Raw genomic sequence first — 12,807 nt, 5'->3', positions numbered from 1 at the left:
TCTGCGGGAAGCTAGCTCGAGTCACCCGTCCTGCACGCAAGAGCGCGGAAAGTGTCGGCCCCACCGCGCTTGTACAAGCGGAGGCAGGAGTCGAGCGGGCCGTCCGCGTCGGGAGCCCGCGAACCCGTGCTATGATTGCAGTCCTTTTCGAGGTGTCAGGCATTATCATTGGTTTCGACTCGTTATGCATCGACGCGTGTCCGGCGGAGGAGAGAGTGCGCTGGATCTGACGCCGGCGGTCCGGCGCGCCCTCCATCCCAGACGGGCCGCCGCGGTGCCGGCGCTACGTTCGGGCCGACGAGCGACGGCAGCAACTGGTCACGACTGCCCATCTGCGCTATTCGTCCTTCCTGCATGATGATCATTCGATCCACCGCCGACAGGAGGTTCGGCCTGTGGGTCACGATCACAACGGTCTTTCCGTCTCTCCGCAACCCTTCGATTGCCCGGATCAGTGCGCGATTGCCATCGCTGTCCAAATTGGCATCAGGCTCATCGAGCACGACGAAGCTCGGCTTGCCAAACAGGGCGCGCGCGAGACCGACCCGCTGCCGCTGCCCACCCGACAGTCCGACTCCATCCTCCCCGATGTCGGTCATATACCCGTTGGGGAGGCGCTGGATCATCTCGTGCGCAGAGGCGTGTGTTGCCGCCTCGGTCACCTGCGCATCGGCCGCGTCAGCTCGGAAGCGCGCAATGTTGTCGCGCACGCAACCGGAGAACAGCTCAATATCCTGGGGCAGGTAGCCGAGCGCGGTGCCGAGTTGGTCCGGATCGTAATGGCGCAAATCGTTGCCATCGAGTCGCACGCATCCTTGCGCCGGCGGCCACGCACCCACAAGCGCACGCGCGAGCGAGGATTTGCCCGAGCCCGATGACCCGACGAGGGCGACGACCTCTCCCGCCTTCAGCGTGAACGTCGCGCCCATGACGACCGGCGTGTTCGTACCGGGGGCGAGGACGAAAAGGTTCTCGACGGAAACCGTACCCCTGACGTCAGGCAGACGCACGCGTCCTGCAATGGGCGGGTTCTCCTCGAATATGCGTTCCAGGCGCGCATGGGCGCTGCGCGCGGACACGATACTTTTCCATTGCGCCACCATGATCTCAATCGGGGCAAGTGCCCGACCCATGATAAGCGACGCCGCAAACAGGACGCCCCCGGAGATTTCCTGGTTAATAGCCAGGTACGCACCGATGCCCATCATGGCCGTTTGAATGGCCATGCGCAGAAACTTGGACAACGCAAGAAGTGTGCCGCCGCGCTCGCCCGCGCTGACGGAGTAACCTAGCGCTTCCTCGCGGATTCCGGTGCACCATGACCGGATAGCGGGCCCCATCCCGAGCCCCCGAATTGCCTCTGCATTGCGCAGCGAGGAGCCCAGCCTGTCGATCGCGCGAGTGTTCGTGAGCGAGGCTCGCAAGAGCAAGCCCTTCGTCGCTCGCTCATTTACGAGTGCGATCGTCACTATCGCCAACGCGCCGACGAGGGCCACAAGGCCGATCAACGGGTGAAGTAGGAAGCAGATCACGATGTAGATCGGAGCCCAGGGCGCGTCCATCAGCGCCATGATGACGCCGCCCGAAAGAATGTCGCGCATGAGGTCGAGATCGCGCAGGGTCTGTGCATGATTCGATCCGCGGGCACGCAGCGCCGAGGAAAGCGCCGCCTCGAAGGCGGGACCGGACAAGAGCCGATCGAACCGCACGCCAGCCTGCTGGAGGATACGAGCCCGATAATGTTCGAGGGCCCCATAGGTCATCAGCAACACGCCCACGATCACCGAAATAATGACGAGCGTGACGGCATTACGGCTCGTTAGGACGCGATCATAAATTTGCATCGTGTAGAGCGGAGACACGAACATGAGAAGATTGATGAAGAGCGAGAGCCCGCCGGCCGCGCAGAGGCCCGGACGGATCTTGCGCAAGGCCACCGCCAGCGGCGAGGGCACGTGCAAGGAGAAATTTGTCATCTATTATCCGAATCCAGTGAAGCGGTCGCAGGGCGCTCTAACCTGGCCATCTTCAGGCCTCTGTTCACGAGAGAGGAAGGCGGCAGGGCAGGCGAGGTCTCATGCAAAAATCCCCCGACGGAACCACCCGCCGAGTTGGTCCGAGCGCGAGCCCTGCCCCATCTCACCGTGCTGAAGTGGGGCGCAACCGGCTGCAGCAGCCGGTTGCGCCGCCCGTTCAGACTGCGTAGTCCCAGGCGAACTGGTTATCGATGTGTGCCATTGGGGTGGCGGCGGCATCCTCGTGCACGTCGGCTACGACCGCCTTTGACTTGTCCCAAATGATGTTGTTGGGATTGCCAGGGTTGGTGTAGCTCGAGTTCAGGACGCTGACCCCGCCGGAGCTGACATTCCAGATCAGTCCATTCGACGAGGACAGCCCGCGGCCCTGGTCCTCGTTGATACCGTCGAACGACCTCGTGTCATCGAAGGTGACATCGCTCGCGTAGGACGAGAACGCGCCATTGCCCTGATGGATGGCGTCAACGTTCTGCACCCTGCCGCCGGTTGATGCGTTCTCGAACATGACGCCGACGCCGGTCACGGAGTTGTTACCGTCGATCACCCCGTTAGAGATCGTCGTATTCGGGCTGCCATAGACCGAGACGATGTCCTCAGGATGCGAACTGCCGGCTTCGTTGACGGCATAGAAGTCGGTCAGCGAACTATTGCCCGAGTTGTTGAACTGGACGAACTGACCGCGCGGCATCGGGCCATGGAAGTTGTAGCCATCGACGTTCGAAAGATCCGCGCCGGGCGAGTTCAGGAGATAGATGCCGGTCGAGCCTTCCCGCACCGTGGTGTTTTGAACGGTCAGGTTCGCGGCGTTTTCTGCGTTGATGTTGTTGATGTTCGGGCTCGTCTCGGCGTCGATTCCCGCCGGCGGGTCGGCGTTGATGACCTCGGTGTTCTCGATGGTGACGCCGGTTGCGCCCGACACCGTCACCCCGTCGCCCTCGACGTGATGAATACGACAATTGCGCAGGATGACATTGTCGTGCGTAATCGTGACCGCGTCCCCGTTGGTGACGTAGATGTCAAGATTTTCAATCACCTGGCCATCGTACTCCGATTGGATCGGTGTGGTGGTGTGGGTAAGACCTTGCGCCGGCTGCGTGGATGCCGTCGGCGTGGAAGCCGTGGAAGTGGGAGCCTCGGTCGTCACGGTCGAGGTCGGGCTCGACGCGGCTGTCTCCGTCGACGTGGGAGCCGTGGATGCCGTCGACGCGGAAGCAGTGGAAGTGGGAGCCTCGGTCGTCACGGTCGAGGTCGGGCTCGACGCGGCTGTCTCCGTCGACGTGGGAGCCGTGGATGCCGTCGACGCGGAAGCGGTGGAAGTGGGAGCCTCGGTCGTCACGGTCGAGGTCGGGCTCGACGCGGCTGTCTCCGTCGTCGCGCGTGAGTTGTTCAACCCTTCCGAGTGTTTCCACCCTTCCGAGTGCTTCCACAGTATTCCCTTATCGGAATTCATCGACTTCATGTGTTTCTCCAGTTAAAATATTAACCACTATAAGTATCTCGAAGGACACCCATCGACAATAAACGATAATTTATCGTCTTAACGAAACTCCGCTTATACAACCAGAAATTTCGTCTGGGGGTATAATGCTAACCTTCATGACCAGAATGCGGCGTGGATAGGGCTATACTGAGACTCTCCCGGGCGATCGGCGCTGCGTTCAAGCCTGCGCCTACGTCGGATTGCAAACGTCGCCTAGTACTCGGATCACGCGTGACCCTACCCCCGAGCAGCAGGAGACAAGGTCATGCATGCTAGTCGGCCAACACAGCATGAGCGTTACCAACACAGTCCGGCACGGCTCGAAACAGGTGATCTACGAGAGCTATCCTGAACTCGGGCGGGGCCTTGTCCTGCCCTATTGCGATACCGAGGCGATGCGGGAGCACCTCGCCGAGATCAGCCGGAGCGTCGACGACGGCGCGTATGCGGTGCTCATCCTCGATCAGGCCGGATGGCATGTGACTCCGAAACCGAAGGTGCCGGACAACATCACCCTGATGTTCCTGCCGCCGCGCTCACCGGAACTGAACTCAGTCGAAAACGTCTGGCAGTTCATGCGCGACAACTGGCTCTCCAACCGTATCTTCAAGGACTACGACGACATCGTCACCCATTGCTGCGCCGCAAGGAACAAGCTCGTCGACCAGCCGTGGAAGATCATGTCCATCGGACTCCGCGAATGGGCGCATCGGTCATGATCACCGCTCGTTGGTATTATTAGCAGCCGTTTGGCGTCAATCTTTGCCATTGGAGTTTTGGCAAAGGCACGACTGGCGTGACGGTCGAAGGTGCAACGGCGCAACGCGGCGCACCTCTGATTTATGACGATGACAAATTGGCGATTGGTGCCAAGGCGGTCATTGAACTCGCAGAGATATCTGGCAAAGTATTCCGGGATCATCGTCTCCGCATTCGGGGATCCTGGAATGGACCAGTTGCGCCTAAAGTGTCCGGGCAAAGATGAGCAGCCCGCCGCACTTCAACGGACGTGATCATCTTCGGATCAATTGCCTCGGAACGGTCGCTCAATCTGCAGTGTAAGCAGGCTCGGGGAAGGTGTATCTGCCAACCCATCTTATTGCCTCCTCCATCGTATCGAAATTCTTGTGCTGCCCGCTTAGCAGCCCGAATCCCGTCTCGAGAAACCATTTGCCTTTCGTCGAGTAGGCTTCCTCGTCGATCTGGGTGAGGACCGCCACCAGTTGGTCGCATTTCCACACCAGAACCCCCGATTCTCCGCCCTCGACCGTTCCGATCCGCACTTCGCTGAACGAAAATCCAGAAGTAATTTTTGCTTTGCCCACTTTGATAAAGCCCTCCACCTCATGGCCCCTGCGATGCCGTCTCCACCGCTCGCTACCATCGCCGGGGGATTTGAGCGTATGGTTCTTGATAGCGGAGGCTCATATCAGGGCGAAGCTTTGGCAAAAGCGAATGCACCAGCCCGAGTGATGATATATTGTGAGACGGCTGAGTTGCCATCTTTTCGCTCCCCGACGGGGCATTGCCAGATGCGGGAGTAAGCATGCCATGGTTCATCGCCCAAACTGCAGCCTGTGTGCGGTTGCGGACCCGGATCTTTCGGAGGATGGCCTTGACGTGTACCTTCACCGTAGCTTCGGCAATGTTGATCTCGCGCGCGATGGCTTTGTTAGACTCCCCTTCGATTAAGCGGCGTAGAATACAGTTTTCCCGATTTGACAAAATTGATAGTTCTTGATCCTCATGCTCCACGTTAACAACCACCTTTGTTAACTCATCAGCTACCGCGTCAGGTTTCAGATCATGCCTTATTTCTTGAATAGCCGTTGAAGTTTCGGCAGGTAACACCGTCTGCCCTAGCATAACCAATTCGAGAGCTTTGATGAAGGTGTCGTAAGGAGCGACTTTTATCAAATACCCGTCTGCCCCCGCACGAAAAGCTGAAACTATATCGGTCGATCGACAGTGATCGGCTAGCGCGACGACATGGCTGGTCGGATAAATCGCTTTGAATTCTGCAATTTGTGCGAATTCAGCATCCGCATCAGTACCGCCGACATCTATGATGAGCAAGATGGACCGGTGCTGGGCTAGCGGCTTCTGCAGAAGATCGTGAACACAAGCCGCAGAGAAAAGGACCCGAAACTTTGCCGCATCCAGGATTCGACTAAGGCCTTCTCGGAGTAACTCGCTCGGCCCGACAAGTACTGTTACAAAGGATTGTCTTGTCATCATTGCCTCTCGCTCCGGCGCGATTGAGGTACACGCGTCGAGTAGAGCACTCCACGCGCCAACCGCACTCGATGCCCTCGGTTTGAGTCTCTTGCAGTTCCTCACTCCCTCCTTGGCGAGAACAGGTTGGGCAGTGTAAGGTCTATTTATAAGCAGTCTCTAACATAGGTTGCTTTTTCGGTAAATATTCGCCGCAAACCGACGTCAAGCTAGGCAATCTGCCTGAAGACGCAGGGATGGCACGGCTTAGCCATCTCAAGCCGCTGGTAGTCGAACGACGATCGGGTAGTGCCTTCGGCGATTGCAACGATAGACGAGGATTGCTGAAGGTGGAGGTTGGCGTGGTCAGGTCTGCCGCAGTGTGTCAGGCACCTGCACTTATTCGGCAGCACGCTCTCGTCGCGCGATAGGCCGTGTCGCCGTCGGTCATGATGATCGGACCTTTTTGCATATTGCTCAACACGAACGAGGCCGAGTTCCGCTCGGCCTGCCCTTCACCGCAAGCCCGATGCGGATACCGCGTGGTCGAGATATATCACGGCCCCGCCAGGCCGCGCACGACCAGTCCGCTGCCTCACGGGCGCGGGCTTTTCATAGGCGCACTATCCGGTGTTCTTGGTGACTGCATTCGGCGTTCGAAAAACGTCGTTTCGTTCCTGTTTGCCGCAGAGCCAGTCACTCGTCCGCTGTGAGAAAGCCTCATGGTGTGCTCGCCGCATTTGGGGTAGGTTTCCCCTGGTCTAGTTTTTAGGCGATCCTCCATCGCAGCCATGCGGGCCTCGATCGCCGCGACCCGATCCGGCATCTGCCCGAGTTCCCGCCAGAGAGGCATGTCGGCCAGCCATTTTCGAACGTCTTCGATTGCGCCCATTGCGGTTCCCCCATGTCGCATCCATATCGCGTGGACCTGCCGATAGTCGCAGGAACCCTACTAAAACAACCGTACGAGGTGCGCCGCCCCCTGTTCTTTGCAGGTAAGCGAATAGCCCGCTCCCTGTGCCCACCTCGGCGATTATAGGCCAAATATTGGACAGTTGGCGAGAAAATTATCTAAGTTATTGAAATTACTGGTTCCCGCTCATGGACTCGAACCACGATTCACGCCTTCAAAGGGCGCTGTCCTACCATTAGACGAAGCGGGAATAGAGGAAGTGGACGCTGTCTAACACTTTCTCATCCGCGCATGAAGCCGCTTCATGCCGTCATCTGCGTGAGCGCGAGAATACCGTCTTTGCAGCAGGTCCCGTTAGAAGATAGGGTCAGTCGCGATGATTAAAACCGAGCTCTCCGACGTCTACAGAGACTACATTGCCTGCCTGAATAAGCAGGACTGGGAGAAGCTGGGACAGTTCGTTGATGATGAGGTGATCCACAACGGCCGGCGGCTCGGCTTATCAGGTTATCGCGAAATGCTGGAGACAGACTTTGCTGAAATCCCGGACCTTTATTTCAACGTCCGGATGCTGATTTCCGATCCGCCTTATATAGCGAGCCGGCTTGACTTCGATTGTACCCCGAAAGGAACATTCCTCGGCCTCCCTGTAAGCGGGAGAAGAGTTTCCTTTGCCGAGAATGTTATCTATGAATTTCGGGACAAAAAGATTGTACAAGTATGGTCTGTTATAGACAAGGCGGCTATCGAAGCTCAGCTTTAGCGTGTCGTCCACGTTCCGATATGAACACGATATGAACAATGGCAGCTGCCTGTCTACCGCCTGTCAAGGACCCGGCCTTGACGCCTGAACACGCTGCCCCAGATTACGCGGCGGAGTTTCAGATATGCGATACGACTGGCAGGGGCGCAAATTCCTGGAACGGCATTTCGGCATTGTTATTGCAATTGGCCTGGTTGCAGGGCTGTCGGCCCTGGCCGCGCTGGGCTACACGCCTTAGAGACTGTTTGGAAACTCTACTCTGGCGGCCATCTGATGGCGCTTCCGGCGCGTCCGGTGCTCACGGACCAGCGCATGACCCCGGAAACCGATTTCGGTTTCCCGGAAAGGATCATGCGCACATGCAAAGTGTTAGAGCGTCCTTTGCGCGTCCAATTGGACGCGCAGCGCTCTAATGTCCGCTGCGCTCCGGTTCTCGAAACCACCACCATATGTCTCGCCAGAGCGAATTTCGAAACAGTCTCTTAAGCCTCGGATTTAGCACCCAAATCCCTAATGTAAGCGAAAAGTAACGGTGCCACGCAACCAGACCGGCGCCACGTGCATTTCAATGCATGACGATGTTTCGCCCCGATATCCCTGCAAAATGCTGCGCTTATTGCGGCGGGCGCGACCATGACTACGAGGACTGCCCGAAGCGGAAAGCTGACGCCGAACAGCAGAGAGCGAGGGGCCTCGCCGCACTCAGCGGACAGAGCGCTTCAGCTTCGCCGCCTTGCGCAAATCATCGTCTATCGTCTACTAGCCCGGACTTTGCGCGCCCAGGCCGGCTGCGGTCTTAGGAAGCGAGCGTCCGCTGGATCACTCACCTTAGCGAAGCAAGCCTTGGCCGCCTCCCGTCTGTTCCATGAAGGCCCGCAGCAGTTCCATTCCTGTTGTCCATTCGCCGAGGCCGCTGTCGCCATTGATGTGGCCGAGCGGTCCGGCGACATGCAGTTCGCTGCCCCATTGGCCGGCTTTGGCCCTGACAGAGTCCATCGAGCCATAGGGATCGTTGGTGCTGGCAACGACCAGCGAGGGAAAGCGAAGCCGCTGTTGCGGGGTGCCGGCGAAGCGGTGCGCGACAGAGGGAAAGGCTGACGCCGCCGGATCGGGAACCGCGACCAGGAATGCACCGCTGACGTCGCGGCCCGAGATGCGCTGCCAGTGCGCGACCAGCAGGCAGCCGAGGCTGTGAGCGACGAGCACGGGCGGTGTCTTGACCTCGGACACCGCAGTTTCCAAAGCAGCGACCCAGTCGTTGAAATCCGGCAGGTCCCAGCTCGCCGGCGTGAACCGCCGCATGGCCGGGTTCGCCTGCTGCCACCGGGTCTGCCAATGGGCGTCGCCCGACCCGCCAATGCCCGGCACGATGATGAAGTCAGTCATGGGAAGCCTTGTTTCTCCTGCAATACTCGCCGGATTCTAGGCCTTTCCTCGGTCGGTGGAATGAGAGATCATCGCAAAAGTGCGGCGAATTCCGATGGATTGAAGGTTTTCATGCAGAACGGCATTTATCGTCCAAAACTTGATCCCACCGATGTGGCGATCATCGAAGCCCTGCAGGAGGACGGCCGGATCGGCATTTCGGAGCTCGGCCGGCGCGTCGGCCTGTCCCAGCCCGCCACCTCGGAGCGGGTCAAGCGGCTGGAGGAACGCGGCATCATTGCCGGCTACAAGGCGGTGATCGATCCGGCAGCACTCGGGCTCGGCACCATGGCCGTCATCCGCTTGCGCACCACGCATGAGCACATCCAGGCCTGCCTGAAGAAATTCGCGCAATTGCCTGAGGTGATCGAAGTGCTGCGGGTGACCGGCGAGGATTGTTTTCTGGTCAAAGTCGTGGTCCCGTCGCCGCCCGACCTTGAAAGCATCGTCGACACAATCGGCCGCTACGGCGCGGTGACGACAAATGTGGTGCTGCGCGCCGAGCAACCGAAACGGCTGGGGCGGGAATTGATGGCGAGGCCATGACCGGGTACGGTCACCGGCCAACGCGACACAGGGAGGATCGAGCGGTGAGAAGGATGTTTGCGAAACGTGTTCTTGTGGCCGCCACTCTGGTCGCAGCATCAGCTATGGCGTGCCTGCCTGCCAAGTCAAAGTCTGAAGTGACTTTTGAGACTATCAATGCAAAAATGGAAAAATTCGATGATAATGACTGCCATGGCGTTTGGCATTTGTTTTGGGAAAACCGTAATAACAATAAAATAAATTCCTATTTGATTTTATCTGCTCTTGCCTTTCAAGGTGAACATCCTTGGCAGCCAGCCAGCGATCTTGAGAACAGCGAAATCGCATTTAGGTTCGCGGCTCTGGCTCATCGGAATGGGCAAATTCTTAGCTTGAATGCGCTATACAAAATAGAAAGTGAATATGAAAGAGAATCTTTAATCTTGCCATTGATGATAGTGGAGGCCTACGTTCAACATCTAATTTCAAACAAGGAAAGCAAATATTACGACCCGTCATTTGAAGTTTGCAGAAAACCCTCTCTGGATTCCGATGTGGATTCCGGTGTGGATAATTTTGACATTTGCTTTGGCGAATTGCTGAAGAAAATGGACTCTTCTGGCATAAGTGAAACGTCGATGAGCCCACCTGACACCCACATACAGTGTTCCGAAAAGAAATTACTGGAAGGATTTTATTAGGGGAGGCGTCGCGGGGGCTGATGGAGCGCTATCGCTTCTGTGTATGACCTACGGCATTGGCGAAAGAAATGTCACCCTTGATCTCGCGCATGGCCATCGACGTGATCGTGCGGCGTACGCCGGGCAGGCGGCTGAGCTCGACGCGCAGCATCCTGTCCAGCGCCATCATGTCGACGGTCACGATCTGCAGGAGATAGTCGGCCTCGCCTGTCGTGGCGTGGCAGCGCCGGATCAGCGGGTGCGCCTGGACTGCGGCCTCGAAGGCTTCGGAAAGCTCGAAATCGATCGACACCTGGATGAAGGCTTCGATGCCGAAGCCGAGCTTTGCCGGGTCGATCCGTGTCGAGTAGCCGCGGATGATGCCGGCGTCCTCCAGCGCCTTGACCCGCTTCCAGCACGGCGTCTTGCTTAAGCCGACCTCGTCGGCGAGCACCGCGAAGGAGGTACGCGCGTCGCGTTCCAGCGCTGCGACGATCTTCCGGTCGAGGGAGTCCAACATCAAACGTTCTCCAAAATGGCTCCATCAGTGGGCTTTCGTCCTTCGATTTTCGCCATTTGAATAACAGAATGGAACAATGTGCAAGCCAAAAGCGCTTATTCTCCAGGCTCGGACCGAACGGAAGCCCTGAACCGACGGGCCGGGCAAAGGAGCAGCTGCCATGCACAAGCCGGATTATTATGCCCGCATCGAAGCGCCCGAGATGCGCGACTACGGCGTCTACCTCCAATGCGACAAGCTTCTCGCCTGCCAGAAGCCGCTGGCCGAGATGGTGAATGCCGACGAGCTGCAGTTCCAGATCGTCCATCAGGTCGAGGAGCTGTGGATGAAGCTCATCACCTACACGCTGGTCGATGTCGTAGACTTTCTCGAACAGCAGAACACGCATCGCGTCGTCACGCTGATGGGGCGCGTGCATCGGCTGATGCGCATGGTGACGGCGCAGCTCGACCTGCTCGAAACCATGTCGCCCAAGGAATACCAGGAGATTCGCCTGCAGCTCGGCAATGGCAGCGGCCAAGAATCGCCAGGCTTCAAGCTCTTGCTGCGCATGCCGCCGGACCTGTGGCGCGCCTTCCAGGCGTCCTATCTCGATGGTCGCGGGCTCTCGGTCGAGGATGTCTACGATATCAGCTATGATCACGGCGACAGCTATGTCGTCGCCGAGGCGCTGATCGAATTCGACGAGCTGTTCCAGAAGTTCCGCGCCAACCATCTCTACCTCATCCACCGCTCGATCGGGCTGGGCTCTAAATCGCTGAAGGGCCGGCCGGTCGAACTGCTGCAGGCCGGCGCCCTTCATCGCTTCTTCCCGGAGCTGTGGGACATACGCTGCGACATGACCGACCGCTGGGGCAGCCAGTATGGGACGGTGCGGGATTCGATCAGCCACCCGGAGGCGAAGGTAGGATAGTCCTAGGCTTGGATTCCTCGCCCGTGCGAAGCGGGGGATAGGTGGCCGCGAAGCGGACGGAGAGAGGGGTCTTTCATTGCGGGCGCAGTCCCCCTCTCCGTCGCGGCTTCGCCGCGCCACCTCTCCCCCACTTTCGTGGGGGCGAGGAACCCAAGTCCTGCAAAGGCATGCCCACGGGTCGCTGATCCCAGCCAGGGTTCTCGGGGATGATTGTCGGGTTTGCGGCTGGTGTATCGTCCTTGGGGCGAAACCCGTCGCAACCCCGGAGGACATCATGTCGTTGGAATCAGCTCAATCACCGGTTCAAACGCCGTGGCAAACCGCGGCAATCCTCATTGGCCGCCTGATCTTCGCGGCCGTCTTCGTGATGGCGGTGACCTTCAAGTTCATCGACATGGGCGCCACCGCGGGCTACATCGCCGCCGCCGGATTTCCGTTCCCGCTGTTTCTGGCCTGGTGCGCGGCCCTGCTCGAAGTGGTGCTGGTGCTGTGCTTCCTGACCGGCGCTTTTTTCACACCGGCCGCGCTCGTAGCCGCCGTTTACGTCATCTTCCTCGGTTTTGCCTTCCACGGGCCGTCGCACTGGGCCGGCAACCAGGCCGAGTTCGGCTTCTTCGTCGATCATTTCACCTTCCTGGCCGGGCTCTTGTTTGCCGCGGTGCACGGGCCGGGCAATGTGCTGGCGCTGAAGCTTGGGTCTGCAAGCTGATCCCGAACCTTCGGTCGGCCCACCATCTTTGATGCGGGGAAGGGGCGTCACATCTGGTCGTTGTAGGGTTCCTTCATCTGGCCGACCATGCGGGCTAGTTTCGAGAACGACGGCATGTCCGCCTCCGGCTGACACTGATTGGCCAGTTCCAGAAGCCGGATCGGGAAGTTGACGGCATCGCGGCTCGACGCCGACATGCCTTCGGACCGTTCCTCGTTGGTCTCGCTGGCTTCGGCCCTGCGCAAGGCGATGTCGATCTCCTCAACCGTGAGCACGCCCTTGCGGACAAGGACCTGATTGATCGATGCGACGGCCATCAGCAGGCCTTCGAGTTGCAGATTGGCGACATTCATGGCTTTGCTCCCATTGGCAAAATTGCAAACGCGCGAACGCCGGTTCCGATCCAGACAGCTGCACCATATCGCGGCGCGCGGCCGAATTTTAAGCCCGCCCACGAGATTTCGCTTGCTTTGTGACGGCAGCTATGCTAGGAATATAGTCATGGTGCTGATTTGCGCCAATGACCCGCCCGCCGAGGCGGGTTTTTAGTTTTTGGACCATCTTTCGCTTGCTTGGATGAATGTCGGCGGGACAGCGCCCCCCTCTGTCCTGCCGGACATCTCCCCCAC

At 58.7% G+C, this 12,807-nt stretch carries 13 protein-coding genes, 1 tRNA gene and 1 pseudogene; 7 read left to right on the top strand and 8 right to left on the bottom strand.

The annotated features are described in order from the left end of the window. Nucleotides 1-182 precede the first annotated feature (182 nt). Both BQ8482_RS12520 and BQ8482_RS12515 read right to left on the bottom strand, forming a co-directional pair. Nucleotides 183-1,976, bottom strand: a complete 1,794-nt coding sequence (locus BQ8482_RS12520) for a type I secretion system permease/ATPase (protein WP_123147919.1) — start codon at nt 1,974-1,976, stop codon at nt 183-185. 217 nt (nt 1,977-2,193) lie between these two features. After that, nucleotides 2,194-3,069, bottom strand: a complete 876-nt coding sequence (locus BQ8482_RS12515; protein ID WP_165848540.1) for a right-handed parallel beta-helix repeat-containing protein — start codon at nt 3,067-3,069, stop codon at nt 2,194-2,196. Between BQ8482_RS12515 and BQ8482_RS38090 the strand changes: the two genes are divergently transcribed. Both BQ8482_RS38090 and BQ8482_RS12510 read left to right on the top strand, forming a co-directional pair. After that, complete coding sequence (locus BQ8482_RS38090; protein WP_165848539.1) at nt 3,050-3,511, top strand: hypothetical protein; 462 nt, start codon at nt 3,050-3,052, stop codon at nt 3,509-3,511. The two genes, BQ8482_RS12515 and BQ8482_RS38090, sit on opposite strands and share 20 nt — an antisense overlap. Nucleotides 3,512-3,872: 361 nt before the next feature. Continuing rightward, nucleotides 3,873-4,235 (top strand): annotated as a pseudogene (locus tag BQ8482_RS12510) (transposase); the annotation flags it as partial. A 327-nt stretch (nt 4,236-4,562) separates the two neighbouring features. Here BQ8482_RS12510 and BQ8482_RS12505 read toward each other — a convergent pair. The 3 genes from BQ8482_RS12505 to BQ8482_RS12495 form a co-directional block, all read right to left on the bottom strand. Next, complete coding sequence (locus tag BQ8482_RS12505) at nt 4,563-4,859, bottom strand: hypothetical protein (RefSeq protein ID WP_208867664.1); 297 nt, start codon at nt 4,857-4,859, stop codon at nt 4,563-4,565. A 34-nt stretch (nt 4,860-4,893) separates the two neighbouring features. Next, nucleotides 4,894-5,754, bottom strand: coding sequence for a LuxR C-terminal-related transcriptional regulator (locus BQ8482_RS12500; RefSeq protein WP_123147916.1), 861 nt, complete (start codon nt 5,752-5,754; stop codon nt 4,894-4,896). Between the two features lie 1,065 nt (nt 5,755-6,819). Further along, nucleotides 6,820-6,893 (bottom strand) — tRNA-Gln (locus BQ8482_RS12495). A 126-nt stretch (nt 6,894-7,019) separates the two neighbouring features. Between BQ8482_RS12495 and BQ8482_RS12490 the strand changes: the two genes are divergently transcribed. After that, complete coding sequence (locus BQ8482_RS12490) at nt 7,020-7,406, top strand: ester cyclase (RefSeq protein ID WP_123147915.1); 387 nt, start codon at nt 7,020-7,022, stop codon at nt 7,404-7,406. 828 nt (nt 7,407-8,234) lie between these two features. On the opposite strand, the gene BQ8482_RS12485 is transcribed toward BQ8482_RS12490, so the two are convergent. Next, a complete protein-coding gene (locus tag BQ8482_RS12485; protein WP_123147914.1) occupies nt 8,235-8,792 on the bottom strand; it encodes an RBBP9/YdeN family alpha/beta hydrolase in 558 nt (185 codons plus the stop codon). Nucleotides 8,793-8,903: 111 nt separating this feature from the next. Here BQ8482_RS12485 and BQ8482_RS12480 point away from each other — a divergent pair, with 111 nt between their 5' ends. Together BQ8482_RS12480 and BQ8482_RS37665 are read left to right on the top strand one after the other, a co-directional pair. Then, nucleotides 8,904-9,377: an Lrp/AsnC family transcriptional regulator gene (locus BQ8482_RS12480; RefSeq protein WP_123147965.1), complete on the top strand. Its 474-nt coding sequence runs from the start codon at nt 8,904-8,906 to the stop codon at nt 9,375-9,377. Between the two features lie 53 nt (nt 9,378-9,430). Then, the gene (locus BQ8482_RS37665; RefSeq protein ID WP_133254754.1) at nt 9,431-10,057 is read left to right on the top strand and encodes a hypothetical protein; all 627 of its coding nucleotides are present in this window, start codon (nt 9,431-9,433) and stop codon (nt 10,055-10,057) included. 28 nt (nt 10,058-10,085) lie between these two features. Here the strand turns inward: BQ8482_RS37665 and BQ8482_RS12475 are convergent, their stop codons facing one another. Then, nucleotides 10,086-10,556 (bottom strand): Lrp/AsnC family transcriptional regulator, encoded by a 471-nt coding sequence (locus BQ8482_RS12475; RefSeq protein ID WP_123147913.1) that lies wholly within the window; start codon nt 10,554-10,556, stop codon nt 10,086-10,088. 160 nt (nt 10,557-10,716) lie between these two features. Here BQ8482_RS12475 and BQ8482_RS12470 point away from each other — a divergent pair, with 160 nt between their 5' ends. Continuing rightward, nucleotides 10,717-11,469 (top strand): tryptophan 2,3-dioxygenase family protein, encoded by a 753-nt coding sequence (locus tag BQ8482_RS12470; RefSeq protein WP_123147912.1) that lies wholly within the window; start codon nt 10,717-10,719, stop codon nt 11,467-11,469. A gap of 274 nt (nt 11,470-11,743) precedes the next feature. Further along, nucleotides 11,744-12,178, top strand: coding sequence for a DoxX family protein (locus BQ8482_RS12465; protein ID WP_123147911.1), 435 nt, complete (start codon nt 11,744-11,746; stop codon nt 12,176-12,178). A 47-nt stretch (nt 12,179-12,225) separates the two neighbouring features. Here BQ8482_RS12465 and BQ8482_RS12460 read toward each other — a convergent pair whose 3' ends face one another. Next, nucleotides 12,226-12,531, bottom strand: coding sequence for a hypothetical protein (locus tag BQ8482_RS12460; protein ID WP_123147910.1), 306 nt, complete (start codon nt 12,529-12,531; stop codon nt 12,226-12,228). Between the last annotated feature and the right edge of the window lie 276 nt (nt 12,532-12,807).

Source organism: Mesorhizobium delmotii, assembly GCF_900149755.1.
Classification (GTDB): Bacteria; Pseudomonadota; Alphaproteobacteria; order Rhizobiales; family Rhizobiaceae; genus Mesorhizobium; species Mesorhizobium delmotii.
This window is presented reverse-complemented; position numbering and strand designations above follow the sequence as displayed.

Excerpts from the sequence above, each read along its gene's own strand:
- BQ8482_RS12520 (WP_123147919.1), bottom strand. The coding sequence starts at position 1,976 with ATGACAAATTTCTCCTTGCACGTGCCCTCGCCGCTGGCGGTGGCCTTG.
- BQ8482_RS38090 (WP_165848539.1), top strand. The coding sequence starts at position 3,050 with ATGTCAAGATTTTCAATCACCTGGCCATCGTACTCCGATTGGATCGGT.
- BQ8482_RS12500 (WP_123147916.1), bottom strand. The coding sequence starts at position 5,754 with ATGATGACAAGACAATCCTTTGTAACAGTACTTGTCGGGCCGAGCGAG.
- BQ8482_RS12490 (WP_123147915.1), top strand. The coding sequence starts at position 7,020 with ATGATTAAAACCGAGCTCTCCGACGTCTACAGAGACTACATTGCCTGC.
- BQ8482_RS12485 (WP_123147914.1), bottom strand. The coding sequence starts at position 8,792 with ATGACTGACTTCATCATCGTGCCGGGCATTGGCGGGTCGGGCGACGCC.
- BQ8482_RS12480 (WP_123147965.1), top strand. The coding sequence starts at position 8,904 with ATGCAGAACGGCATTTATCGTCCAAAACTTGATCCCACCGATGTGGCG.
- BQ8482_RS37665 (WP_133254754.1), top strand. The coding sequence starts at position 9,431 with ATGTTTGCGAAACGTGTTCTTGTGGCCGCCACTCTGGTCGCAGCATCA.
- BQ8482_RS12475 (WP_123147913.1), bottom strand. The coding sequence starts at position 10,556 with ATGTTGGACTCCCTCGACCGGAAGATCGTCGCAGCGCTGGAACGCGAC.
- BQ8482_RS12470 (WP_123147912.1), top strand. The coding sequence starts at position 10,717 with ATGCACAAGCCGGATTATTATGCCCGCATCGAAGCGCCCGAGATGCGC.
- BQ8482_RS12465 (WP_123147911.1), top strand. The coding sequence starts at position 11,744 with ATGTCGTTGGAATCAGCTCAATCACCGGTTCAAACGCCGTGGCAAACC.
- BQ8482_RS12460 (WP_123147910.1), bottom strand. The coding sequence starts at position 12,531 with ATGAATGTCGCCAATCTGCAACTCGAAGGCCTGCTGATGGCCGTCGCA.